This is a genomic window from Curtobacterium sp. MCBD17_026 (genome assembly GCF_003234895.2).
GTDB lineage: Bacteria > Actinomycetota > Actinomycetes > Actinomycetales > Microbacteriaceae > Curtobacterium > Curtobacterium flaccumfaciens.
This window is the reverse complement of the sequence record NZ_CP126281.1, coordinates 2,351,493-2,375,448: the sequence shown is the minus strand read 5'-3', so window position 1 is coordinate 2,375,448 and position 23,956 is coordinate 2,351,493. Positions and strand designations below refer to the sequence as shown.

The following is a 23,956-nucleotide window of genomic DNA, read 5'->3' as shown; positions in this document are numbered from 1 at the left end:
CGGCCTGGAGGCACGACACATGACCGACACGCAGCAACCAGGTGACCAGGCGGTCACCGCCACCGACCCGACGGACGCCGCCACGGGCCTCCCGGCCGACGACGTGGACTGGGGCGCCCTGCGGGACGCCGCCACGGCCGCGATGCGGCGCGCCTACGCGCCGTACTCGTCGTTCCCGGTGGGCGCCGCGGCGCTCACCGACGACGGCCGGATCGTCTCCGGCTGCAACATCGAGAACGCGAGCTACGGAGTGACGCTCTGCGCGGAGTGCTCCCTCGTGTCGCAGCTGCACATGACCGGCGGCGGCAAGCTCGTCGCGTTCACGTGCGTCGACGGCGACGGGGCGACCCTGATGCCGTGCGGCCGCTGCCGTCAGCTGCTGTTCGAGCACTCGACCGAGGGCATGCTCCTCGAGACGCTCTCCGGTGTCCGCACCATCGACGAGGTCCTGCCGGACGCCTTCGGGCCCCGGACCCTCGCCACCTACCAGCAGGAGCACTGACATGGCCGTCGAGCCGTTCGACACCGTCGACCTCATCCGCACGAAGCGCTCCGGCGGGGCCCTGAGCACCGCCGAGGTCGACTGGCTCGTCGACGCGTACACCCGCGGGTACGTCGAGGACCCGCAGATGGCCGCGATGGCGATGGCGATCTTCCTGAACGGGATGGACCGGCGCGAGATCAAGGACCTCACGCTCGCGATGATCGCGTCGGGGGAGCGGATGTCGTTCTCGTCGCTCGGCAAGACGACGGTCGACAAGCACTCCACCGGCGGGGTCGGCGACAAGATCACCCTGCCGCTGGCACCCCTGGTGGCGTCGTTCGGCGTCGCGGTGCCGCAGCTGTCCGGCCGCGGGCTCGGCCACACCGGCGGCACGCTCGACAAGCTCGAGTCGATCCCCGGGTGGCAGGCGTCCATCACGAACGACCGCATGATGCAGGTGCTGCAGGACGTCGGCGCGGTCATCTGCGCCGCCGGGTCCGGCCTGGCGCCCGCGGACAAGAAGCTCTACGCGCTCCGCGACATCACCGGCACGGTCGAGTGCATCCCGCTCATCGCGTCGAGCATCATGTCGAAGAAGATCGCCGAGGGCACCGGTGCGCTCGTGCTCGACGTCAAGTTCGGGTCCGGCGCGTTCATGCCGACGTACGAGGCGTCCCGTGAGCTCGCACAGACCATGGTCGACCTCGGCAATGACGCCGGGGTCGCGACCTCGGCCCTGCTGACCGACATGGAGGTCCCGCTCGGGCTGACGATCGGCAACGCCCTCGAGGTGCGGGAGTCGGTCGAGGTGCTCGCCGGCGGCGGCCCCGCCGACGTCGTCGAGCTGACCGTGGCGCTCGCGACCGAGATGCTCACGTTGGCCGGACTGCCCGACGCCGACCCCGCCGCGGCGCTCGCGGACGGCCGCGCCATGGACACCTGGCGTCGGATGATCGAGGCGCAGGGCGGGGACCCGTCCGCCGCGTTGCCCGTGGCCCGCGAACAGCACGTCGTCACCGCTCCGACGTCGGGGGTCCTCACGCAGCAGGACGCGCTGCCGTTCGGCGTCTCGGCCTGGCGGCTCGGGGCGGGTCGTGCCCGCGCGCAGGACCCGGTGCAGGCCGGTGCGGGCATCGAGCTCCACGTCAAGCCGGGGGACACCGTGACCGAGGGCCAGCCGCTGTGGACGCTGCACTCCGACGACGCGTCGCGGATCCCGCGCGCGCTGGAGTCACTCGAGGGTGCGTGGACCATCGGGCCGGCAGGCTCTGCCGCCGCGGCACGTGGGCCGATCGTGCGCGAGCGCATCGGGTCCTGAGCCCGGCCACCCGACCGACCGGAGGCTCCCCGCACACCTGTGGGGAGCCTCCAGTGTCTCCCGCTGTGGGTTGTGCACAGGTGCCTGCGCGGCGGCGGTGACCACCGATAGCCTGGGGGCATGAGCGCCGACGCCCCGACCTACCGCCTGCCCGACGCCGGGGCGGTCATCAACGACCTGCCGAAGGTCTCGCTGCACGACCACCTCGACGGCGGTCTGCGTCCCGCGACCATCATCGAGCTCGCAGCCTCGGCGGGTGTGTCGCTCCCCACCACCGACCCGGCCGAGCTCGGGCAGTGGTTCGCCGACCAGTCGAACTCCGGCTCCCTGGTCGAGTACCTGAAGACGTTCGACGTCACCACGTCGGTGATGCAGACCGCACCGCAGCTCACCCGGATCGCCCGCGAGTTCGTCGAGGACCTGGCCGCCGACGGCGTCGTCTACGGCGAGGTCCGCTGGGCGCCGGAGCAGCACCTGCAGGGTGGGCTGACCCTCGACCAGACGGTGGAGGCCGTGCAGGCCGGCATCGAGGAAGCCGTCGACGCCGCCGGTGGGCGCATCCGCGTCGGCCAGCTCGTCACCGCGATGCGGCACGCCGACCGGTCGCTCGAGATCGCCGAGCTCGCCGTCCGCCACCGTGACGCCGGGGTCGTCGGCTTCGACATCGCCGGTGCCGAAGCCGGGTTCCCCGCCTCGAACCACCGCGCCGCCTTCGACTACCTGGCGTCCGAACTGTTCCCCGTCACCGTGCACGCGGGGGAGGCCGACGGGCTCGCCTCCATCAGGTCCGCCCTCGTCGACGGTCGGGCGCTCCGCCTCGGGCACGGCGTCCGCATCTTCGAGGACGTCGCCCTGTCCGACGCCGGGGACGGCTCGACGCTGGCCTCGCTGGGCGAGGTCGCCTCGTGGGTCCGTGACCGCGAGATCCCGCTCGAGGTCTCACCGTCGTCCAACCTGCAGACCGGGGCGATCGCCGCGTGGGGCGACGACCTCGCCGACCACCCGTTCGACGTGCTCTACCAGCTCGGCTTCCGCGTCACGGTGAACACCGACAACCGCCTGATGAGCGGGACCTCGCTGTCGAAGGAACTCGCGTTGCTCGCGGGCACGTTCGGGTACGACCTCGACGACCTGGCCGCGTTCCAGATCAACGCCGCGCTCGGGTCGTTCCTGCCGCTCGAGGACCGCGAGGAGATCATCGCCACCATCACGGCCGGGTACCAGGAGGCCTGACGCATGGGACTGCCACCGCTGCCGGACACCGCCGTCCTCCTCGGTGTGGACGCGCCCGCGTGGCGTGACGCGATGCGCCTGGTCGGCGGTGCGCTCGTCGCCTCGGGCGCCACGACCGACGAGTACACCGACGCCATGATCGGCATGGTCGAGGAGCACGGGCCGTACATCGTCATCTCGCCGGGGCTCGCGTTCGCGCACGCCCGGCCGGGTGGTGCCGTCGTGCGGGACGGACTCGCGATCGTGACGCTCGCGTCGCCGGTGGCGTTCGGACACCCGCACAACGACCCCGTCCGTGTGGTGCTCGGGCTCGCGGTGGCCGAGGTCGGCACCCACCTGGAGTCGATCGGCGAGATCGCGAACCTGTTCAACGACGCCACCGTGACCGGGCGGATCGCGGCGGCGACCACGGCGGACGAGGTCCGCTCGATCATGGGGGTCTCCGCGTGAAGATCGTGACCATCTGCGGCGCCGGCATCGGGTCGAGCGGCATCCTGAAGGTGAACGCCGAGAAGGCGCTCGACGCCCTCGGGCTCTCGGCGTCCGTCGTCGCGGCGGACGTCGCCTCCGTGCGGGACGTCTCGGACGACGCCAACGTGATCCTGACGAGTCAGGAGTTCGTCGAGGCGATCGGCGACACCTACGCCGAGGTCATCGTCATCGCGAACCACTTCGACCAGGGCGAGATCACGGCGGCGGTGGACCGGGCGCTCGGCGAGCACTGAGCGCTCAGTCCGCCCTTTAGAGTTGGGGCATGAGCACCGAGAACCCGCTGAACGACCCCGCTGCCGACCCGTTCGAGGTCGCGCGGGACGCCGCAGCCGCCATCGCCGAACAGTCCGGCATCGAGCGGCACGACATCGCCCTGACCCTCGGCTCGGGCTGGGGCAAGGCCGCCGACATCATCGGTGAGACCGTGTCCGAGATACCGGCCGAGCAGGTCCCCGGGTTCAGCGCCTCGGCCGTCCCCGGACACTCCGGCACGATCCGGTCGATCCGCCTCGCCGACGGCCGCCACGCGCTCGTCATCGGTGCCCGCACCCACTACTACGAGGGCCACGGGGTCCGTCGGGTCGTGCACAGCGTCCGCACGGCCGCGGCGACCGGTGCCTCGATCATGGTGCTGACCAACGGTGCCGGCGGCATCAAGGAGCACTGGACCCCGGGCACCCCGGTGCTCATCAGCGACCACATCAACCTGACCGCGGACAGCCCGCTCGAGGGCGCGACGTTCATCGACCTCACCGACCTGTACTCGGCGCGGCTGCGCTCGGTCGCGAAGTCCGTCGACCCGTCCCTCGACGAGGGCGTCTACACGCAGTTCCGCGGCCCGCACTACGAGACCCCGGCCGAGGTCCAGATGGCGAAGACCATCGGCGGGCACATCGTGGGCATGTCCACGGCGCTCGAGGCCATCGCCGCCCGTCAGGCCGGCATGGAGGTCCTCGGGTTCTCGCTCATCACGAACCTCGCCGCGGGCATCCAGAAGACCCCGTTGTCGCACACCGAGGTGCTCGAGGCCGGCAAGCAGGCCGAGCCGGTGATCGCCGACCTGCTCGCACGCGTGGTCGCCGCACTCGGGCAGCCGGCATCGTGAAGCTCGACCTCGACCAGGTGCTCGGCACCGCGCGGGCGTGGCTGGCGCAGGACCCCGACCCGGAGACCCGCGACGAGCTGGCCGCGGCGATCGACGCGGCGGTCGACGGTGACGGGTCCGCTGTCCGTGCGCTCGCCGAGCGGTTCGACGGTCGGCTGCAGTTCGGCACCGCCGGACTCCGCGCGGAGCTCGGCTGGGGCCCGCTGCGCATGAACCGGGTCGTCGTGACCCAGGCTGCTGCGGGGCTCGCACGGTTCCTCATCGACACCGGTCGCTCGCGCAGCGTCGTGATCGGGTACGACGGGCGGGTGAACTCGGACGTCTTCGCACGCGATTCGGCCGAGGTCATGCGCGGCCTCGGGCTCGAGGTCACCCTGCTGCCCTCGGCCCTGCCGACACCGGTGCTGGCGTTCGCCGTCCGGCACCTCGACGTCGGTGCCGGCGTCATGGTCACCGCGAGCCACAACCCGCCGCGGGACAACGGGTACAAGGTCTACCTCGGTCAGGACGACGACGGCTCGCAGATCGTGCCGCCCGTCGACGGCGAGATCGCGGACGCCATCGACGCCGTCGCCGCCGGGTCGGTGACGGAGCTGCCGCGTGACACGGACTACACCGTGGCGTCGGCGGGCCTGCTCGACGCCTACGTGGCCGCCACGGCCGCGATCGTGCCCACTCCGGCACTCGGTCTCGATGAGCAGCCGAAGGTCGTCTACACGGCGATGCACGGCGTCGGGTGGGAGACCGCTCGCGCGGTGTTCGCCGCCGCCGGGTTCGCCGAGCCGGCCGTCGTGCCGGAGCAGATCGAGCCGGACGGTGCGTTCCCGACGGTGTCGTTCCCGAACCCCGAGGAGCCGGGTGCGATGGACCTGGCGATCGCCCGCGGTCTCGCCGTGGGCGCCGACCTGGTGATCGCGAACGACCCCGACGCCGACCGGCTCGCACTCGCGATCCCGGACGGATCCGGTTCCTTCCGTCGGCTGTCGGGCAACGAGGTCGGCTGGCTGCTCGGGTGGCGGGCCGCCGCACGGGCGTCGGAGTCCGGCGCGACCGGCACCCTCGCCGCCTCGATCGTCTCGTCGCCGGCGTTGGCCCGGGTGGCTGCACGCCACGGGCTGGGGTACCGCGACACCCTGACCGGCTTCAAGTGGGTGTCGCGGGTGCCCGAGCTGCTGTTCGGGTACGAAGAGGCCCTGGGTTACCTGGTCGACCCGTCGGTCGTGCGCGACAAGGACGGCATCTCGGCTGCGCTGGAGCTGCTGTCCCTCGCCGACGAGCTCGCCGCGTCGGGCTCGACCATCGCCGACCACCTCGAGGCCTTCGCCGCCGAGTTCGGGGCGTTCGCCTCGGGGCAGGTCGCGACCCGCGTCGACGACCTGGCGCGCATCGGCGAGATCATGGCGTCGCTCCGGTCCACGCCGCCGACGACGCTCGGTGGGCTCGACGTGCACACGGTGACGGACTACTCCGACGGGGTGGCGGGCTTCCCGCCCTCGGACATCCTGCGCTACGACCTGTCCGGCGACGCCCGGGTGATCGTCCGCCCGAGCGGGACCGAGCCCAAGGTGAAGGTCTACATCGACACCGTCGCGGACACCCCCGCCGAGGCCCAGCGCCTGGTCGACGCCCTCGCCGACTCGGTGCGCCCCCTGGTGTCGTAGGGCGTCGGTCCGCAAAACACCGGTGTTCGCGCTCTGAACACCCGCACAACGCGGTGCAGAGCGCGAACACCGGTGTTCTGCTGTTCCTCCACAGGGGGGTGGGGGAGCGAGGGCCGCCAACAAGGAGGGGACCGCCGTCGTGTGGGCCGTGCGGGAGCCGCGACGGTGGGGCCATGGCTCACATCACGGTGTTCGGCGCGGCTCCGGGCGATCCCGATCCGAGAGCGCACCGACGGCTCGCGGATGCCGCTCGCCGCGGGACCTTCATCCGCCTGACGGCCGGCCGGTACGTCGACCGAGACGCGTTCGAAGCAGCGAGTGCAGCGGAGCGCCATCGTGCACGGGTCGAAGCGGTCGCGCCGAACATCCACCCCGCCCTCGTGATCTCCCACGAGTCGGCTGTGGCGATGCTCGGACTCCCGTGGCTCGGGGAGTTCCCGGAGCACGTCGTCGCCACCGATCCGCGTCGAGCCACCGGTCAACGTCGCGCCCATCTCCAGAAGGTCGGAGGGGCGGGTCGCCCCATCGCTTGTGCGAGCGTCGGCGGACTGCCCGTCACGACTCTCGTGGTCACCGGGGTCGACGTCGCGCTCCGAGCGTCGTTCCGCACTGCGGTGGTCGTGTTGGACGCGGTGCTGGCCCGAGGAGTGGCGCAGGAAGCGCTGCTCGCCGAACTGCGCAGTCGGGAGCCTCGTCCGCGGGCGTCCACCCGCGCGCGACGCGCGATCGAGTTCGCAGACGCGGCTGCTGACTCACCGGGTGAGTCAGTGGCGCGGCTGTGTTGGGCGGAAGCGGGGTTCCCGGCGCCGGTGCTGCAGCAGGAGTTCCGCGATGCGGCCGGCCTGATCGGCCGGGTGGACTTCTGGTTCGAGGACGCCGGCGTCGTCGTGGAGTTCGACGGGCTGGTCAAGTACCGTGACCGAACGATGCGCGCTGGTCGATCCCCTGAGCGCGTCGTCATCGACGAGAAGCTCCGAGAGGACCGGCTCCGTGCGCACCGCCACGTCCGCAGGGTCGTCCGCGTGACGTGGCCGGACGTGGAGCCGGGCGGCAACGGCCCCGTGGCACTCGAGGCAGCCGGAGTGCATCGTGTTCGATGAAGCAAAACACCGGTGTTCACGAGTCGAACCGCGGTGTGCGCGTGTTCAACCGGCGAACACCGGTGTTTTGCGAGAAGGAGCGCCCGCGCTACGCGAGCTCGAGCAGCACGTGACCGGAGGAGACCGTCTGGCCGACCGGGGCGTTCAAGCCGGTGACGACGCCGTCCTTGTGGGCCTGCACGGGCTGCTCCATCTTCATGGCCTCGAGCACGACGAGCAGGTCGCCCTTCACCACGGCGTCACCCTCGGCGACCGCGAGCTTCACCACGGTGGCCTGCATCGGCGACGCCACCGACGACCCGGACTTCGCCAGGCCCCCGCGGACGGCCGACGACCGGCGCTTCGGGGGAGCGGAGGGGCCGGTGGGACGACGACCGGCGACACCGCCGACAGCACCGCCACCGACGATCGACGGCATGGTGACCTCGATGCGCTTGCCCTGCACCTCGACCACGACCGAGTCGCGCGCAGCCGGCGCCGGCAGCTCCTCGGGGGAGCCGCTCCACGCCGGGATCTCGTTGACGAAGTCGGTCTCGATCCACTGCGTGTAGACGCTGAACGGCTCGTCGTCGGCCGTCGCGAACGCCGGGTCCGACACCACGGCACGGTGGAAGGGGAGCACGGTCGGCAGGCCGGTGACCTCGAACTCGGCGAGTGCACGACGCGAACGCTCCAGCGCCTCGGCACGGGTGGCGCCGGTGATGATCAGCTTCGCGAGCATCGAGTCGAACGAGCCGGACACCACGTCACCGGAGACGACGCCCGAGTCGACACGCACGCCGGGGCCGGACGGCGCGTTGAACGCGTGCACCGGGCCGGGCGCGGGGAAGAAGTTGCGACCCGGGTCCTCGCCGTTGATGCGGAACTCGAACGAGTGTCCCCGCGGTGCGGGGTCCGAGTAGTCGAGCACACCGCCCTCGGCGATGCGGAACTGCTCGCGCACCAGGTCGATGCCGGTGACCTCTTCGGAGACGCAGTGCTCGACCTGCAGGCGGGTGTTCACCTCGAGGAACGACACGGTGCCGTCGGCGCCGATGAGGAACTCGCAGGTGCCGGCACCGACGTAGCCGACCTCGCGCAGGATCGCCTTCGACGACTCGTACAGTGCGGTCTGCTGCTCGGGCGTCAGGTAGGGCGCCGGAGCTTCCTCGACGAGCTTCTGGTGGCGTCGCTGCAGCGAGCAGTCGCGGGTGGAGACCACGACGACGTTGCCGTGCTCGTCGGCCAGGCACTGGGTCTCGACGTGGCGCGGCTTGTCCAGGTACTTCTCGACGAAGCACTCACCGCGACCGAACGCGGCAATCGCCTCACGCGTGGCGGACTCGAAGAGCTCCTCGACCGAGGCACGGTCGCGGACGACCTTCAGACCACGACCGCCACCGCCGAACGCCGCCTTGATCGCGACGGGCAAACCGACCTGGTCGACGAATTCGAAGACCTCGGAGACGTCCTGCACGGGCTCGATGGTGCCGGGGGCGAGCGGTGCGCCCACCTTCTCGGCGACGTGGCGCGCGGAGACCTTGTCGCCGAGGCGCTCGATCGACGCAGGCGACGGGCCGATCCAGACGAGCCCGGCATCGATGACGGCGCGGGCGAAGTCGGCGTTCTCGGCGAGGAACCCGTAGCCCGGGTGCACGGCGTCCGCGCCGGAGCGGCGGGCGACCGAGATGATCTTGTCGATGACGAGGTACGTGTCGGCGCTCGTGGTGCCGTTCAGCGCGTAGGCCTCGTCGGCGAGGCGGGCGTGCAGGGCGTCACGGTCCTGGTCGGCGTAGACCGCGACCGATGCCTTGCCCGCGTCGCGGGCCGCGCGGATGATGCGGACGGCGATCTCGCCGCGGTTCGCGATGAGGACCTTGCTGATACGGGGCATGACACATCAGCGTATTCGTGCGGCGGGAGTGCGTTTTGACTGGCACCCACAAAGAACCACCCGGAACAGGTGCGGATGTCTACAGTGCCCACAGGTCGTGCCAGGCGATGCCGAAGCCCCGGAGGAGCATCGATCGCAGCACCGGCAGCGACATCCCGATCACGGCGGACGGTGCTCCGTCGATCCGCGTGATGTACGCCGCGGCCCGACCGTCGATGGTGAAGGCGCCGGCCACCTCGAGCGGCTCGCCCGTCGCGACGTACGCGTCGATCTCGTCGACGGACACGTCGTCGGCGAAGGTCAGCACCGCGCTGTCGACCGCGACCACGCGGTCGCCAGCGGCGGCCAGCGCCGACCCGCCGGGCGCGACGTCACCCAGCAGCGGGACGCCGGCGGTGGACGTGACCAGGGACCGGACGGGAGGCACGGTGCGGGCCGGTGCCGTGCCTCCAGGCCGTCCCGTGCCCGGGTCCGGATCCCGGCGCCGGTCGTCGCGTCGTCGATCGATCACGCAGTGTCCGCTCCACAGCGTCCCGCCGCCGGCGGCGAGCATCTGCCGCCAGCGCTCCCGGGCGACCGCGGGGTCGTGCGGCTTGCCGTACAGCTGCCCGTCGACCTCGAAGGCCGAGTCCCCGCCGAACACCACCCCGTCGACCGGCGACCCGGCGACCGCGGAGTCGGCGACTGCGGACGCCTTCGCGACGGCGAGGAGCGAGACGAGCTCCGGCCCGGTCAGGGCACGGCCGAGCGATGCCGCGGCGGCGGCGCCGACGGCGTCCTCGTCGACCCCGGGGGACACGAGCACGGGATCGACCCCGGACTGGGCGAGGAGTGCTCGGCGGGCGGGGGATGTACTCGCGAGGTACAGACGCATGGGACCATCTCACCATGGGTGAATCCGTCGGCACGCTGCTCGAACTCGACGTCACCGGGATCGCCCACGGCGGCATCTCGGTGGCACGGCACGAAGGACGGGTGGTCTTCGTCTCGGACGCGATCCCCGGGGAGCGCGTCGTCGCCCGGGTGACCGAGGACCGCAAGAAGTCGTTCTGGCGCGCCGACACCGTCAGCGTCGTCACGCCGAGCAAGCACCGCGTCGACCACGTCTGGCCCGAGGCCGCGCTCGAGCGTGACCCCGAGACGCGCCCGGGTGGTGCCGAGTTCGGTCACATCGCCCTGGCGCACCAGCGCACGCTCAAGCACGACGTCCTCGTCGACTCGTTCGCGCGGTTCGCACGGATGGACCTCGCCGAGGTGCTCGGCCACGACGTCGTCGTCGAGGCCGCGCCCGGCGACGACGCGGCGAACGGCCTCGGCTGGCGCACCCGCGTCCGGCTGCACGTCGACGAGCAGGGCACCGCCGGCCCGTTCGCGGCACGCTCCCACTCCGTCATCCCGGTGACCGGCCTGCCGCTCGCGACCGCCGTCGTGCAGCAGAGCGCCCCGCTCGGCCGTGGTGCGCTGCCGGGCTCGTCGGTCATCGACGTCCTCGCACCGAGTGGCTCCGAGGGAGCGCGGCTCGTCATCGACGACCAGAAGCCCACCGTGGTGACCGAGGTCGTGGGGGGGCGCACGTTCCAGGTCGACGACAACGGGTTCTGGCAGGTGCACCGCGCCGCGGCGACCGTGCTCACCGAGGCCGTGCAGGACCTGGTCGACCGCGACCGCCTCGACCCCGAGGGCACCCACCTGGACCTGTACGGCGGTGTCGGCCTGCTCGCCGCCGCGCTCGGCGACCTGGTCGGCCCGAAGGCGCGCATCACGAGTGTCGAGAGCGCCGCCCGTGCCACCGAGCACGCGCAGGAGAACCTGTCCGAGTGGCTCGGCGCCCGCGCCGAGACCGGCCGCGTGGATCGCTGGCTGGCGAACACGGTGGCGAACGCCTCGCGCGCCGAGAAGGACCGCTTCCGTGCCGGGACGATCGTGCTCGACCCGCCCCGCGCCGGTGCCGGTCGGGACGTCGTCGTGCAGATCGCCGCGCTCCAGCCGGAGCAGGTCGTCTACGTGGCGTGCGACCCGGTGGCGCTGGCCCGCGACGTCGCGACGTTCGCCGACCTCGGCTACCGGCTCGAAGCACTGCGGGCCTTCGACCTGTTCCCGCACACCCACCACCTGGAAGCCGTCGCACGCCTGGTCCCCGCGCGCTGAGGTCCGGTGGTCGCGCGACCAAGGGTCCCCGCGTGTCGGGGTGTCCACCAATCGGCGGACCGGCCAGCGTGGCGCAGCCCAGAAGCCCCGCACCTGAGTCCGGGCTGGGTATCCTGGGTCGTTGATGGCACTCCGGTTTCAGGGGCCGGCGTCGCGCATCGGAACGAGAGGCCACTGTGGCAGCAGGAACGACACCCACCAGCACCGAGACGTCAGGGGCGGCCACCAGGCCGGTCCGGGTCGCGATCGTCGACGACCACGAGTCCGTCCGACTCGGGATCCAGGCGGCGTGCCAGAACGAGGGGTTCGAGGTGGTGCTCACCGCCGCCAGCGTCCCCGAGTACGTCCAGAACCTCGACGGGCGAGAGGTCGACGTCGTCGTCCTCGACCTGTCCCTCGGTGACGGCTCGACCGTGACCGAGAACGTCAAGGGCGTGCAGGGGACGGGATCGGCGGTGCTCGTGCACTCCATCGCGGACCGTGTCGCCAACGTGCGTGAGGCGCTCGCAGCAGGGGCTGCCGGCGTCATCCCGAAGTCCTCGGCCACCAAGACCGTGATGGCCGCGGTCGCCACCGTCGCACGCGGTGACGTGCTCAACAACCTCGAGTGGGCGAGCGCCATCGACGCCGACCGCGACTTCGCGAAGGCGCAGCTCGGCCGCCGCGAGCGCGAGATCCTGCACCTCTACGCCTCGGGCCTCCCGCTCAAGCTCGCCGCCCAGCAGCTCGGCATCGGCTACTCGACGGCCCGTGAGTACCTCGACCGGATCCGTGTGAAGTACGTCGAGGTCGGTCGCCCGGCCCCGACGAAGGTCGACCTGCTGCGTCGAGCCGTCGAGGACGGGATCCTCCCCGGGCTCGACTCGGGCATCGACCCCGACGGCGACGGTCGCTGACACGGATGGCGACCGCGGCTGAGTCGACGCGGACGGTCGTCGAACCGGCGCCGTTCGGCGCCGATCCGGCGCGCAGCGTCCGCGCCTCGATCACGCAGGCGTCGGTCGAGCGTGCGTTCGCGATCCTCCTCGCGATGGCGGCGATCGGCCTCGGCATCGTCGACGCGCCCGCGGTCCTGGAGCAGCTGCCGTACCTCGACCCGTTCTGGGGTCCGACGCTGATGCTCGCCCTCGCGGCGTCGTTCGTGTTCATCGGGGTCTCGGCCTTCGTGCAGCGGGTGGCGCAGCCGGCGCAGATCGTCTGCGCGCTGCTGTTCCTCGTCGTGCTCGTGACGTGGACGGCGACCGTGCAGGAGCCCATCCCCTCGTCGCAGCAGCCGTGGCCGTGGTGGTTCTGCACGGTCGGCTGCACCGCGGCGGCGATGGGCTTCGCCACGTGGCGCGCGACGGTCTACACCGCGCTCGTGCCGGCGGTGTACGTCGTCATCCGGCTCAGCCCGCTCGGCGGCGACGTCGGGGTCCTCGCCGTCCTGCTCGACGGCGTCTACACGGCGCTCCTCAGCGGCGCGGTGCTCGTCATCGCGGTGGTGCTGCGGCGTGCGGCCACGGCGGTCGACACGGCGCAGTCCACGGCCGTGCGGCGGTACTCGCTCGCCATCCGTGAACACGCGACCGAGGTCGAGCGGGTCCAGGTGGACGCCATCGTGCACGACAGCGTGCTCACGACGCTGCTCTCCGCCGCCCGCGCCGACACGCTCGAGGCCAAGACCCTCGCCGCGCGGATGGCCCGGAACGCGATCGACCACCTCGAGGCAGCGGCCACCGACGGTCCCGGCGACGTCGCGCCGGTCGCCCTCGGGGAACTCCGGGCACGCATCCGCGAGGGGGTGGGTGCGTTGCCCGCCCCGGTCCGCCTCGTCCCGACGCCGACCGGGTCGGTCCGCCTGCCCGCGTCGGTCGCCGATGCGCTGGCCTCGGCGTCGCTGCAGGCCGCGGTGAACAGCGTGCAGCACGCCGGCGACGGCGACGTCACGCGCTGGGTCCGCATCGAGCAGCAGGGCCAGGGGGTGCTCGTCGAGGTCGGTGACGACGGCCGCGGGTTCGACGTCGCGGCCATCCCCGCCGAACGGCTCGGTGTCCGTCGCTCCATCGTGGAGCGGGTCGCGACCGTCGACGGACGCGCCGAGGTGCACACCGCACCGGGCGAGGGCACCCGCATCGTGCTGACGTGGTCGCCGGCTGACAGGACGACCGCATGAAGGTCTCCCTGCCGGCGAGCATCGCCCTCGGCCTGGCGTCGCTGTTCTCCGTCTACCACCTGGTCCTCGCCGCGGCCACGCTCCCGCGCGTCGACCAGGTCGCCCCGATCATCGCCTGCATGGTCCTGTACGCCGCGGCCACCGGCCTCGCGCTGTTCGTCCCCGGCAGGGTCCTGCCGGTCTGGACCGCCTGCTTCTCGCTCGCCACCGCGATCGTGATGCCGGTGATCGCCGCCCCCGTCCTCGTCGAGGGACGCGGTCCGGGCTCCGCCACGTGGTGGATCGCGGCCATCGGCACGCTCATGGTGGTGCTCGTCGTGCGGGGCCGCGGACCCTTCGCATGGGCTGGCGTGCTGTTCCTGACCGTGTACACCGTCGCCTGGGCCGGTCTCGGCTCGCTCGGTGGGCTCGGCGTGGTCGGCAGCGTCGCCTGGGTCGCGATCGCCACGGTCTTCGCCGCCGCGATGAGCCGCGCCACCCGGAACACCCGTGAGCTCGTCCTCGCCGAGCAGGAGACCGCCGACTGGCAGGCCGCGCAGGACGCCCACGTGTTCGAGCGGCAGTTCCGGCTGAGCCAGACCACCCGGATGGCCCTGCCGATGCTGCAGCGCATCATCGACTCCTGCGGCGACCTCGACGACGCCGACCGTGCCGAGTGCCTGCACCTCGAGCAGGCCATCCGCGACGAGATCCGGGGCCGGTCCCTGTTGTCCGACGACGTCCGCGACGAGGTGATGCGCCTGCGTCGCCGCGGCGCGACCGTCCAGCTGCACGACGACGGCGGGCTCGACGACCTGGACGCCCCGGACATCCGCCGCATCCACGCCCGCGTCGCCGAGGCGCTCCGGCAGGCCCGTGACGCCGACAACGTCATCGTCCGGACGGCCGGCGAGGGATCCGACTCCGCGGTGACCGTCGTCGGACTCCGCCTCGACGGCGCGGCCAGTGAGTCCGCGGCGCTCGGAGCGGGGCTGGACGACGACGACGGTGACGAGGACGACTCCGTCGCACTCTGGCTGGAGATCCCGCGGCACGAGCCGGCGTAGCGCGCGGCACGCGCGGCGCGCGGCGGCACGCGGCGGCACGCGCGCGCGTGCCGCGACGATGCACCACGTGATCGACAGGTGGATCGTCGCGAACGTGGTGCGGACCGCGCTGCGGACGAACGTGGTGCGCCGAGCGTGCGGGCGGCGGGGGACGCGATCGGGGGACAGCCGGGAGGCCCGTGGCGGCCTCGCCACGGGCCTCCCGGCCGTCACGTGGTCGCGCCGGGCCGGCGCGGGCACGGACACGACCATGTCGTATCGTCCGACGGTGACGGTGTCGTTCCGCATCGGCCCCGGCAGCCGCTCCGACACCCGCCCACAGCCGCAACACGCCCCGGAAACGGGGAACGGGCCGGTCGGATACCGACCGGCCCGTTCACGACCCGAGGCTGAGCGACAACCCGAATGTCGCCCTGCCTCGCAGCGGGCGGTGGCTTCGTACCCTAGTCGGCCACCGTCCTGCGATGTCTTTCGTTGAAGGACACCGAACACCAACTACTATGCCCACGCACGAGCTGCATGTCAGTCGTCATTATGGGGGACAATTCCGGCAGTTCCGGTCCGTATCCGCTGATCGTGTCCCCCGAGTGAGGGGATACCGACCGGGAAGTGCGCCCTGCAACCGTTCCGGTCGCGTGCGCGCCAGGGGTACATCAGCGGAGCGATCGGCCCCAGGCGCCCGGTCCGTGGTCGAGCGGGCGGCGCAGTCCGCGGGCGGCGGCGTCCCACCCGGTGCGGGGCTCGACGACCACGGCTGCGCGTCCGGCGGCAGCGGCCTCGTCGGCCTGGCGCTGCAGGACGGCCACGACGGCGGCGAGCTCCTCGGGGGTGGGGTCGCCGGAGACCACCCGGACGTCCGCCACCGAGGCGGGCTCGTCCGAGGGCACGGCTGCTGCGTGGCGCCCCATCAGAGGGGGATGTTCCCGTGCTTCTTCGGCGGCAGCGTGGCGCGCTTGCCCCGCAGCGACCGGAGGGCCTTGATGACCGAGACCCGGGTGGCGTGCGGCTGGATGATGCCGTCGAGCTCACCGCGCTCTGCTGCCAGGTAGGGCGACGCGACGTTGTACGTGTACTCGTTCGCGAGCTTCGTGCGGACCGCGGCGACGTCCTCGCCGGACTCCTCGGCGCGCTTGATCTCGGCGCGGTACAGGATGTTGACGGCGCCCTGACCGCCCATGACGGCGATCTCGGCGGTCGGCCACGCCAGGTTGATGTCGGCACCGAGCTGCTTGGAGCCCATCACGATGTACGCGCCGCCGTAGGCCTTGCGGGTGATGACGGTGACGAGCGGGACGGTGGCCTCGGCGTAGGCGTACAGCAGCTTCGCGCCGCGGCGGATGACGCCGGTCCACTCCTGGTCGGTGCCGGGCAGGTAACCGGGCACGTCCACCAGGGTCAGGATCGGGATGCCGAACGCGTCGCAGAACCGCACGAAGCGGGCGGCTTTCTCGCCGGCGTCGATGTTCAGCGTGCCGGCCATCGCCTGCGGCTGGTTCGCGATGATGCCGACCGTGCGGCCCTCGACCCGGCCGAAGCCGATCAGGATGTTCGGGGCGAAGAGCGGCTGCACCTCGAGGAACTCACCGTCGTCGACGATGTGCTCGATGATCGTGGTGACGTCGTACGGCTGGTTCGTCGAGTCCGGGATCACGAGGTCGAGCTCGTGGTCGGCGTCGGTGGTCTCGAGCTCCGGGGCGACGTCGTAGGCCGGCGGGTCGGACAGGTTGTTGTCCGGCAGGAACCCGATGAGCGAGCGCGCGTAGTCGAGCGCGTCGGTCTCGTCCTCGGCCAGGTAGTGGGCCACGCCGGAGACCGCGTTGTGCGTCTGGGCGCCGCCGAGCTCCTCGAAGCCGACGTCCTCGCCCGTGACGGTCTTGATGACGTCCGGACCGGTGACGAACATGTGGCTGGTCTTGTCGACCATGATGACGAAGTCGGTGAGGGCGGGGGAGTACACCGCGCCGCCGGCCGCCGGGCCCATCACGATGGAGAGCTGCGGGATGACGCCGGAGGCCTGGGTGTTCAGGCGGAAGATCTCGCCGTACTTGCCGAGCGCGACCACGCCTTCCTGGATGCGGGCGCCGCCGGAGTCGAGGATGCCGATGATCGGCACGCCCGTCTTCAGCGCGTGCTGCATGACCTTGATGATCTTCTCGCCGGCGACCTCGCCGAGCGACCCGCCGAAGACCGTGAAGTCCTGCGCGTAGACCGCGACGTTGCGGCCGTGGATCGTGCCGACGCCGGTGACGACCGCGTCACCGTAGGGGCGCTTGGCGTCCATGCCGAACGAGGTGGTGCGGTGGCGCACGAACTCGTCGAGCTCCACGAAGGAGTTCTCGTCGAGCAGCTGCTCGATGCGTTCGCGTGCGGTGCCCTTGCCCTTCGCGTGCTGCTTGGCGATGGCGGATTCGCCCGCGGCGGTCACGGCCTCGTGGTACCGGTCGCGGAGGTCGGCCAGCCGGCCGGCCGTCGTCGACAGATCGGGGGTGTCTCCTGAAGTCACCCGCTCACCCTACCGGCGGGTGGGACGCTGCCGGTTGGAGGACCCCCACGGTTCCTGCCCGTACATTTGCGTGCATGTCCACATCCCCGTCGCCGTCGTTCCCCGCCACCAGCGAGGCTGTCCGGTCGGCGGGTGCGACGATGACCACCCCCGCGGAGACCGGGTCCACGAACGCGGACCTGCTCGCCGGCGCCCCGGAGCAGCAGCACGGCAGCGTCCTCGCGACCCTGCACCAGACCGCGGGGCGGGGTCGGCTCGACCGCACCTGGACCGCTCCGGCCGGTGAGACGCTCGCCGCCAGCGTGCTCGTCCGTGCGGACCTGGACGACCACGACCGCGGCTGGCTGCCGCTGGTCGCCGGCGCGGCGATGCGCGACGCGATCGCGTCGGTGCTCCCCGCCGGCGCGGACGTCGTCGTGAAGTGGCCGAACGACGTGCAGGTCGCCGGGGACAAGGTGTGCGGGATCCTCTGCCAGGTCGCCGCCGACGGCAGCGTCGTGGTCGGGGCCGGCGTGAACCTGACGATCCCGGCGGATCGGCTGCCCACCCCGACGTCCACCTCGCTCCTGCTCGCCGGCGCGGTCGCCGACGCACCCGCCCTGGCCGACGCGGTCCTGTCCACCTTCCTGCGGTCCGTCCTGGAGGCGGTGGCCGGCCTGGTCACGGGTGGTCCCGCCGCCGAGACGGTCCGGTCCCACGTCCGCGCGGCGTGCGGCACGATCGGTCGCCGCATCCGCCTCGAGCTGCCGGACGGGACGGTCGAGGAGGCCGACGCGACCGGCATCGACGACGCCGGTCGCATCACGATCCGGGACCAGGCGGGCGTCACCAGGGGCGTCGCGGTGGGAGACGTCACCCACCTGCGGTATGCATGACGGCATGACCGCCGAGCCCCCGCCCGAACGTGTCGTCGCGCGCCTGCGACCGCACGCTCGTCGGCTGGTGCGCCCGGCGGTGTTCGTCGTGCTCGTCACCGCGGCCGGGGGGTTCGGCTTCGGCGTGTTCCAGGCGCAGTTGGCGTGGCTGAACGCCGTCGTCGCGCTCGTCGTCGTGGTGCTCGTCGTGTTCGGCGGTGCCGTCCCGCTGTTCCGCTGGATGTCGGAGCGGTACGTCGTCACCACCCGTCGCCTGGTCGTGGTCAACGGACTCGGCACCCGGACCCGACGGGAGCTCCTGCACTCCCGCGGCTACGACGTCACCGTGCGGCGCCGCGGGCTGCAGGGGCTGTTCCGCTCCGGCGACGTGCTCGTGTTCCCCGGGGACGACCCGGCGGTGGTCCTCGCCGACGTGCCGCACGCCGACCTCGTCGTCGCCGTCCTGCACGACCTGGTGGAGGCGTACGAGGCCAGGCGACGGCACCGTGAGCCGGACTGGGACGAGATCGTCGGCGGTCCGGAACGTCCGCCGTGGGGTGACGTGCGGGCCTGACCCCGGCCGCCGCGAGCGTCGCCGTGGGCGTCGCAGCGGGCGCCGTGATGAGAGTTCGGCGAGAAACCGGTACCGTCTTCGACGTGCGTATCTCTGTGATCGGCTGCGGCTACCTCGGTGCCGTGCACGCCGCCTCCATGGCCAAACTCGGACACGAGGTCGTCGCCGTGGACGTCGACCCCACCAAGATCCAGCGGCTCGCCGCGGGCGAGGCCCCCTTCTTCGAGCCGGGCCTGCCCGAGATCCTGACCGAGGCCCTCGAGTCCGGTCGGATCCGCTTCACCACCGACATGGCCGAGGTCGCCGGCGCCCGCGTGCACTTCCTCGCCGTCGGCACCCCGCAGGGTCCGACCGGTGCCGCAGACCTGACCTACGTGGACGCCGCCGTCGCCGCGCTCACCCCGCACCTGTCCGCCGGCGAGTTCGTCGTCGGCAAGTCGACCGTGCCCGTCGGCACCGCCGCACGCCTGGCCGCCGAGGTCAGCGAGGCCGTCCCCGGTGCCACCCTCGTCTGGAACCCCGAGTTCCTGCGTGAGGGCTTCGCCGTGCAGGACACCATCGCGCCGGACCGCTTCGTCTACGGCGTGCCCGACGGCGAGGCCGGCGAACAGGCCGTCGCCGCTCTCGACGAGGTCTACGCCGAGGCACTGTCCACCGGCACGCCCCGACTCGTCGTCAACCTGCCCACCGCCGAGCTCGTGAAGATCAGCGCCAACGCCTTCCTCGCCACGAAGATCTCGTTCATCAACTCGATGGCCGAGATCGCCGAGGTCGCCGGTGCCGACGTCACGGCGCTCGCCGACGCGATCGGCCACGACGCCCGCATCGGCCGGAAGTTCCTGAACGCCGGCCTCGGCTTCGGTGGCGGCTGCCTGCCCAAGGACATCCGTGCGTTCCAGGCGCGGGCGAACGAGCTGGGCGTCGGGGAGTCCCTGGCGTTCCTGGCCGACGTCGACGCCACGAACCTGCGCCGTCGCGCCCACGTCGTCGAGCTGGCGCAGGAGCTGCTCGGCGGGGTCGTCAGCGGCAAGCGCGTCGCGGTGCTCGGCCTGGCCTTCAAGCCGAACTCCGACGACGTCCGCGACTCGCCGGCCCTCGACATCGCGGCCCGCCTGCACGAACTCGGCGCCGTCGTGTCGGCGTACGACCCCGAGGCCGTCGTCACCGCGCGCCGCGTGCGACCCGAGCTCGAGTACGTCGAGAGCGCTGCCGAGGCGCTGGGGGGCGCGGAGCTGGTGCTCGTGCTCACCGAGTGGACCGAGTTCCGCGAGCTCGACGCGACCGCCGCTGCCGCGCTCGTGGCGTCGCCCGTCGTCATCGACGGCCGCAACTGCCTCGATCGCGACGCCTGGACCGCGGCGGGCTTCACGTACCGCGGCATGGGGCGCTGAGCATCATCCCGGGGGTCGGCAGCACGGGCATCGCGGACACAGACACGGGGACGACCGTGCCGCCACGTGCTGTCGCGCACGCGGCCGGGCCACGGACGCGGGAGCGGGAGCGGCACCGTCGTCGGTTCGGCGCGTTCCACGAGGGGCGGCACCCGTCGCGTTCCTCGATCCTGGCCAACGCTGCGCTGCTGCTCGTCGCCGCGGTCCTGGTCGGCGTCGTGGCGTACCGCACGCGGCTCGAGGTGACCAACATCGACGGCATCTCGTACATGTCGATCGCTGAGCAGTACGCCGGCGGGCACTGGGCCGAGGCGGTCAACGGCTACTGGTCCCCGATGGTCTCCTGGCTGATGGCACCGTTCCTGGTCATGGGGTCCGGACCCAGCACGGCGTTCGCGATCGTGAACCTGGCGGCGAGCACCGCCGTGATGGGCATCGGCGCGTGGCTGCTGCTGCGGACGACCGGCAACGGCTGGACCGCCGCGTGGTCGATCGTGGCGACCGCCCCGCTGATGCTGGCGAACGTCGCCCTGCAGACGCCGGACACCCTCGTGCTGCTGTGGGGCCTGCTCTTCGTGTGGTCGTTGCTCGCGGCGGACCGCGCCTGGCACGGCTCGCTCCGGCGCATCGTCGTGGCCGCGGCGGTCGTCGGACTGGTGTGCGCCATCGGGTACTGCACGAAGGCGTTCCTGGTCCCCGTGTTCCTCGTGGTGGTGCCGTCGTGGGCGCTCGTCCGGTGGTTCCAGGACCGGCGGGACGCACGAGAACCGCGGTCGCTGCTGCTGCCGGTGGTCGCGCTCCTGACGGCGGTGTTGTTCTCCGCGCCCTGGGTGGGGGCACTTTCGGCGAAGTTCGGTGGCATCGAGCTCGGATCGTCACTGACGGTCAACGTCTCGAAGAAGTTCTCCGACACGTCCGGCAAGGACTACCAGGAGGTCCGCATCCCGTCGCCGCCGAACGGGCTGGCGGTGTCGCCGAACGAGGACCGCACCCCGTCGCTGTACGAGGCCGGCGTGTACACCGCCGAGCGCGAGCTGCCGGTCCGGCTGCCTGCCGGCACACCGGTCGCGGCCGAGCCCGCCGAGAGCAGCACGACGACGCTCGTCGGCAAGGTCCGGTACTACGTCGAGCAGCGCCTCGAAGCGCTGCCCTTCTACTTCACCCGCATCGGCTCGTTCGCGCCCTTCACCCTGGCCATCGGGGTGGTGTTCGTCGGTGCGGCCGTCGCCGGGGTGGTGCACTACCGGCGGTTCGTCTTCGCGAGCATCGTCGGGCTGTTCTCCGGCGTGTACCTGCTCGGGTACGCGGGCATCGCGACGGTGGACACAGCCGGCGGCAACGCGCGGTACTACCTGCCGCTCTTCACGGGTTCGGTGCTCGTCGCCGGCGCCCTGCTGCCCACGTTCTGGCGCGCGGTGCGGCGCGGTCGACGCATCCGGAAGGTCGTCGCCGTCCTCGGCTGCGTGCTGGTCGTGGTCGCTTCGTACAGTCAGAACGTGAACGGCGTCCGCGCCCCGTTCTCGACGTACGACGTCCGCCCGTCGGGCATCCCGGCCGGACAGGTCCTCGGCGAGGTCATCGACCCCGACGAGCCGCTGGTCGACGCGCTCCTGGCGTCCGACGTCATCCCCGCCGGCAGCAGGATCCTCGGCACGAACACCCGCAACACGGTGCTCGTGGCGTTCCGGCTCGGTGCGCAGATGTACGGCGAGGACGGGCAGGCGTACGACTACCAGGATCCGGCCTTCGTCGGCCTGCTCCGCGAAGCGGGCGTGCAGTACTTCCTGAACTACACGAACCCGCGCGACCCGCAGGTCCGCGACTACTCCGCCATCGGAGCGGTGGTCGGCTCGTTCCCGGTGTACCAGGTCTGCTCGGACGCCAAGGGCGCCGCGCAGCAGTCCTGCTCCGTGGACGTCATCCGGGTCGCCGAGCGCTGACCCCGACGGGCCACGGCCGCCACACCCCGGCCACGCCGACCGTGATCCCGGCTGCGACGAGGACCGCGACCAGGAGCACCACGGCGAACGGCACCGGACCGGTGGCCGCGTACCGCCCGACGCTCGTCGCCGACAGGGGGCCGTCGGCGGCGTTCCAGAACCAGGCGCTGACGACGGCGAGCCCCCAGAGCCCCACCGCCGGCAGCGCGACGGCGAGCGACCGGGTGAGCACGGTCCGTCCGGCGCCCGGCCCCGTGAGCCGCCGCCACGCGAGGGCACTGAGCGCGACGAGGCACACGAGTGCGGGGAACAGGTAGCGGCCCTGGGTGCCGGCCACCTCGGTGGTGTCCAGGTACGCCCGGGCGCTGCTCGCCGTCTGCAGCAGCAGCAGGAGTCCGGGGAACACCGCGAGACACACCGCCGGCACCAGGGTGGGTCCGCGCCGGAACGCCCAGCCGACGAGCACGACGAGGGCGACGGCGGTCAGGACGGCGGTCAGGGTGTCACCGATGCTCACCTGCGCCCGCTGCCCGGGGGACCCCCAGAACGTCCGCGCGAGCGTTCCCCAGCTGACGTCGAGGAAGTGGCCGGGTGACGGTTGCTCACCCGCCGGGAACGGACGGTCCGGCCGGATCGCGGCGTAGCCGTCGGGTTGCAGCGTGTGGAACACGAGGAGATTGCGCACCCACCACCACGCGCCGATCGCCCCCGCCACGACGAGTGCGGCGGCCGTCCGGAGGGAGCGTGCACCACGGGTCAGCGTGCCCGCGCCCGCGACGAGCACCACGAGCGCCACGAAGGGGATCGCTGGCAGCCCCGTGCCCTTCGTCGCGACGAGGAGTCCGAGCGCCACGGCGAGGGCGAGCAGGGTCCGGCGGCGGAGGTCGGCCGTGAGCAGCCGGGTCGCGAGCCACACCACCGTGCCGCCGAGCAGGAGCACCGGGGCGTCGTTCGTCACCGACGCGCCGACGGACGCCAGCTGCGGCACGGCGAACAGGGCGAGCGCGCCGAACAGTGCCGCGCGCGGCGAGCGCGTCACACGGCGGACCGCTGCCCACGTCAGCAGCGCGAGCGGGGTCACGAGGGCGGCGTCGAAGAGCCGGAGGGCGACGAGCGCGTGGTCCCAGCGCAACGAGCCGTGGTGCAGGACCCGGAGCACGGCGGCGTCCGCCAGGTACGCCGTCGGTGGGTGCTGGGTCATCTGGTTCACCGTCGGGGAGTCGCCGGGGTGCTCCTGCAGCAACGCGCTGACGGTCGACCAGGACGATGCATCGGCGGAGGCCTGCTCCTGCTGCGCGGCCGCGACGGCGTTCGACACGTGCAGGGTGCCCGGGTCGGGCCAGCCGGAGCCGGTCGCGACGTGCAGGGCGGCGTCGAAGTGGGCCGGTTCGTCCGGTGCTTGGAACACCGGCACGACGAGCGCCCAGAGGACGAGCCAGAGTCCGAACGCGGCGGTCAGCGCCGCGGTCCGCAGGGCCTCCGCCCGGGTGACGATGGGGTGCGGTGCCTGTTGCATCGCTTCGAGACTAGTGGCCCGACGCCTCGGACCGGGCCGTCGTGGCGACGGTCGCGTCCTCGACGGTGTCGGCTCCGGTGCGCTCGTCCGGTCCGGTGCGTCCGGCACGCTCCGGGTGGTAGACCCACACCTTGTAGAGCCAGAAGCGGAACACGGTGCCCAGCAGCAGCCCGATGACGTTGCCGGAGATGTTGTCGGCCAGCGCCGACGTGAAGCCGAGGACGTAGTGGGAGACGGCGAGGCAGCCGAGCGAGATGACCATGCCGCCGAGGGACACGACGACGAACTCGACCCCCTCGCGGGTGGCCACGGCCCGTCGCTGCTCGCGGAACGTCCAGTACCGGTTGCCCATCCAGTTCACGAAGATGGCGACCGTCGTCGAGACCACCTTCGCCCAGAACGGTCCCGAGTGCACGTCGTCCGGGTTCAGCAGGGTCGACCGCAGCACGTTGAACACCGTGGTGTCCACGACGAAGCCGACGGCACCGACGACGCCGAAGCGTGCCAGTTGGGCGATGAGACGCCGCACGAGCCCTCCAGGATCCGTAGAGTTGTGACCGGTC

Annotated in this window: 22 protein-coding genes; 16 read left to right on the top strand and 6 right to left on the bottom strand. The window is 72.1% G+C overall.

Features of this window, described 5'->3' with window-relative positions; all coding sequences use genetic code 11:
- The first annotated feature begins 19 nt into the window (after positions 1-19).
- The 8 genes from DEI85_RS11095 to DEI85_RS11060 all read left to right on the top strand — a co-directional run bounded on the left by DEI85_RS11095 (position 20) and on the right by DEI85_RS11060 (position 7,393).
- Complete coding sequence (locus tag DEI85_RS11095; RefSeq protein ID WP_110861294.1) at positions 20-502, top strand: cytidine deaminase; 483 nt, start codon at positions 20-22, stop codon at positions 500-502.
- Position 503: 1 nt separating this feature from the next.
- Entirely contained in the window at positions 504-1,802 is a 1,299-nt protein-coding gene (locus tag DEI85_RS11090; protein ID WP_111123590.1) for a thymidine phosphorylase, read from the top strand.
- 120 nt (positions 1,803-1,922) lie between these two features.
- Complete coding sequence (locus DEI85_RS11085) at positions 1,923-3,035, top strand: adenosine deaminase (protein ID WP_111123591.1); 1,113 nt, start codon at positions 1,923-1,925, stop codon at positions 3,033-3,035.
- 3 nt (positions 3,036-3,038) lie between these two features.
- Positions 3,039-3,485, top strand: a complete 447-nt coding sequence (locus tag DEI85_RS11080; protein WP_110861286.1) for a PTS sugar transporter subunit IIA — start codon at positions 3,039-3,041, stop codon at positions 3,483-3,485.
- Positions 3,482-3,760 carry a PTS sugar transporter subunit IIB gene (locus tag DEI85_RS11075; RefSeq protein ID WP_027466460.1) on the top strand — a complete coding sequence of 93 codons (279 nt, stop codon included), beginning with the start codon at positions 3,482-3,484 and terminating at the stop codon, positions 3,758-3,760. The genes DEI85_RS11080 and DEI85_RS11075 overlap by 4 nt, the downstream gene beginning before the upstream one ends.
- A gap of 29 nt (positions 3,761-3,789) precedes the next feature.
- Positions 3,790-4,632, top strand: coding sequence for a purine-nucleoside phosphorylase (locus DEI85_RS11070; protein ID WP_111090369.1), 843 nt, complete (start codon positions 3,790-3,792; stop codon positions 4,630-4,632).
- On the top strand, positions 4,629-6,293 hold the full coding sequence (locus DEI85_RS11065; protein ID WP_111123592.1) for a phospho-sugar mutase: 1,665 nt from the start codon (positions 4,629-4,631) through the stop codon (positions 6,291-6,293). The genes DEI85_RS11070 and DEI85_RS11065 overlap by 4 nt, the downstream gene beginning before the upstream one ends.
- Before the next feature lie 173 nt (positions 6,294-6,466).
- A complete protein-coding gene (locus tag DEI85_RS11060) occupies positions 6,467-7,393 on the top strand; it encodes a hypothetical protein (protein ID WP_111123593.1) in 927 nt (308 codons plus the stop codon).
- A gap of 88 nt (positions 7,394-7,481) precedes the next feature.
- On the opposite strand, the gene DEI85_RS11055 is transcribed toward DEI85_RS11060, so the two are convergent.
- On the bottom strand, positions 7,482-9,266 hold the full coding sequence (locus DEI85_RS11055) for an acetyl/propionyl/methylcrotonyl-CoA carboxylase subunit alpha (RefSeq protein WP_111123594.1): 1,785 nt from the start codon (positions 9,264-9,266) through the stop codon (positions 7,482-7,484).
- A gap of 79 nt (positions 9,267-9,345) precedes the next feature.
- Positions 9,346-10,140, bottom strand: a complete 795-nt coding sequence (locus tag DEI85_RS11050) for a Maf family protein (protein ID WP_111123595.1) — start codon at positions 10,138-10,140, stop codon at positions 9,346-9,348.
- Positions 10,141-10,154: 14 nt separating this feature from the next.
- On the opposite strand from DEI85_RS11050, the gene DEI85_RS11045 reads away from it, so the two are divergent.
- From DEI85_RS11045 to DEI85_RS11030, 4 genes are all read left to right on the top strand, one after another.
- Positions 10,155-11,414, top strand: a complete 1,260-nt coding sequence (locus tag DEI85_RS11045) for a class I SAM-dependent RNA methyltransferase (RefSeq protein ID WP_111123596.1) — start codon at positions 10,155-10,157, stop codon at positions 11,412-11,414.
- 176 nt (positions 11,415-11,590) lie between these two features.
- On the top strand, positions 11,591-12,310 hold the full coding sequence (locus tag DEI85_RS11040; protein ID WP_110861271.1) for a response regulator transcription factor: 720 nt from the start codon (positions 11,591-11,593) through the stop codon (positions 12,308-12,310).
- Between the two features lie 5 nt (positions 12,311-12,315).
- A complete protein-coding gene (locus DEI85_RS11035; protein WP_111123597.1) occupies positions 12,316-13,569 on the top strand; it encodes a sensor histidine kinase in 1,254 nt (417 codons plus the stop codon).
- Positions 13,566-14,615 (top strand): DUF8320 family protein, encoded by a 1,050-nt coding sequence (locus DEI85_RS11030; RefSeq protein ID WP_111123598.1) that lies wholly within the window; start codon positions 13,566-13,568, stop codon positions 14,613-14,615. The genes DEI85_RS11035 and DEI85_RS11030 overlap by 4 nt, the downstream gene beginning before the upstream one ends.
- Before the next feature lie 653 nt (positions 14,616-15,268).
- Here DEI85_RS11030 and DEI85_RS11025 read toward each other — a convergent pair.
- Positions 15,269-15,523, bottom strand: a complete 255-nt coding sequence (locus DEI85_RS11025; RefSeq protein WP_051596908.1) for an acyl-CoA carboxylase subunit epsilon — start codon at positions 15,521-15,523, stop codon at positions 15,269-15,271.
- Complete coding sequence (locus tag DEI85_RS11020) at positions 15,523-17,118, bottom strand: acyl-CoA carboxylase subunit beta (RefSeq protein WP_110861265.1); 1,596 nt, start codon at positions 17,116-17,118, stop codon at positions 15,523-15,525. Before DEI85_RS11020 ends, DEI85_RS11025 begins: the two co-directional genes overlap by 1 nt.
- A gap of 74 nt (positions 17,119-17,192) precedes the next feature.
- Here DEI85_RS11020 and DEI85_RS11015 point away from each other — a divergent pair, with 74 nt between their 5' ends.
- The 4 genes from DEI85_RS11015 to DEI85_RS11000 all read left to right on the top strand — a co-directional run bounded on the left by DEI85_RS11015 (position 17,193) and on the right by DEI85_RS11000 (position 21,877).
- Positions 17,193-17,993 (top strand): biotin--[acetyl-CoA-carboxylase] ligase, encoded by an 801-nt coding sequence (locus tag DEI85_RS11015; protein WP_220038935.1) that lies wholly within the window; start codon positions 17,193-17,195, stop codon positions 17,991-17,993.
- A 4-nt stretch (positions 17,994-17,997) separates the two neighbouring features.
- Positions 17,998-18,546 (top strand): PH domain-containing protein, encoded by a 549-nt coding sequence (locus DEI85_RS11010; protein WP_181420097.1) that lies wholly within the window; start codon positions 17,998-18,000, stop codon positions 18,544-18,546.
- 83 nt (positions 18,547-18,629) lie between these two features.
- Entirely contained in the window at positions 18,630-19,937 is a 1,308-nt protein-coding gene (locus DEI85_RS11005; RefSeq protein WP_111123599.1) for a UDP-glucose dehydrogenase family protein, read from the top strand.
- 56 nt (positions 19,938-19,993) lie between these two features.
- Positions 19,994-21,877 carry a glycosyltransferase family protein gene (locus DEI85_RS11000; RefSeq protein WP_111123600.1) on the top strand — a complete coding sequence of 628 codons (1,884 nt, stop codon included), beginning with the start codon at positions 19,994-19,996 and terminating at the stop codon, positions 21,875-21,877.
- Here the strand turns inward: DEI85_RS11000 and DEI85_RS10995 are convergent.
- On the bottom strand, positions 21,855-23,393 hold the full coding sequence (locus DEI85_RS10995; RefSeq protein WP_111123601.1) for a DUF2142 domain-containing protein: 1,539 nt from the start codon (positions 23,391-23,393) through the stop codon (positions 21,855-21,857). The genes DEI85_RS11000 and DEI85_RS10995 overlap by 23 nt on opposite strands.
- 10 nt (positions 23,394-23,403) lie before the next feature.
- Positions 23,404-23,922, bottom strand: a complete 519-nt coding sequence (locus DEI85_RS10990) for a GtrA family protein (RefSeq protein WP_110861255.1) — start codon at positions 23,920-23,922, stop codon at positions 23,404-23,406.
- Between the last annotated feature and the right edge of the window lie 34 nt (positions 23,923-23,956).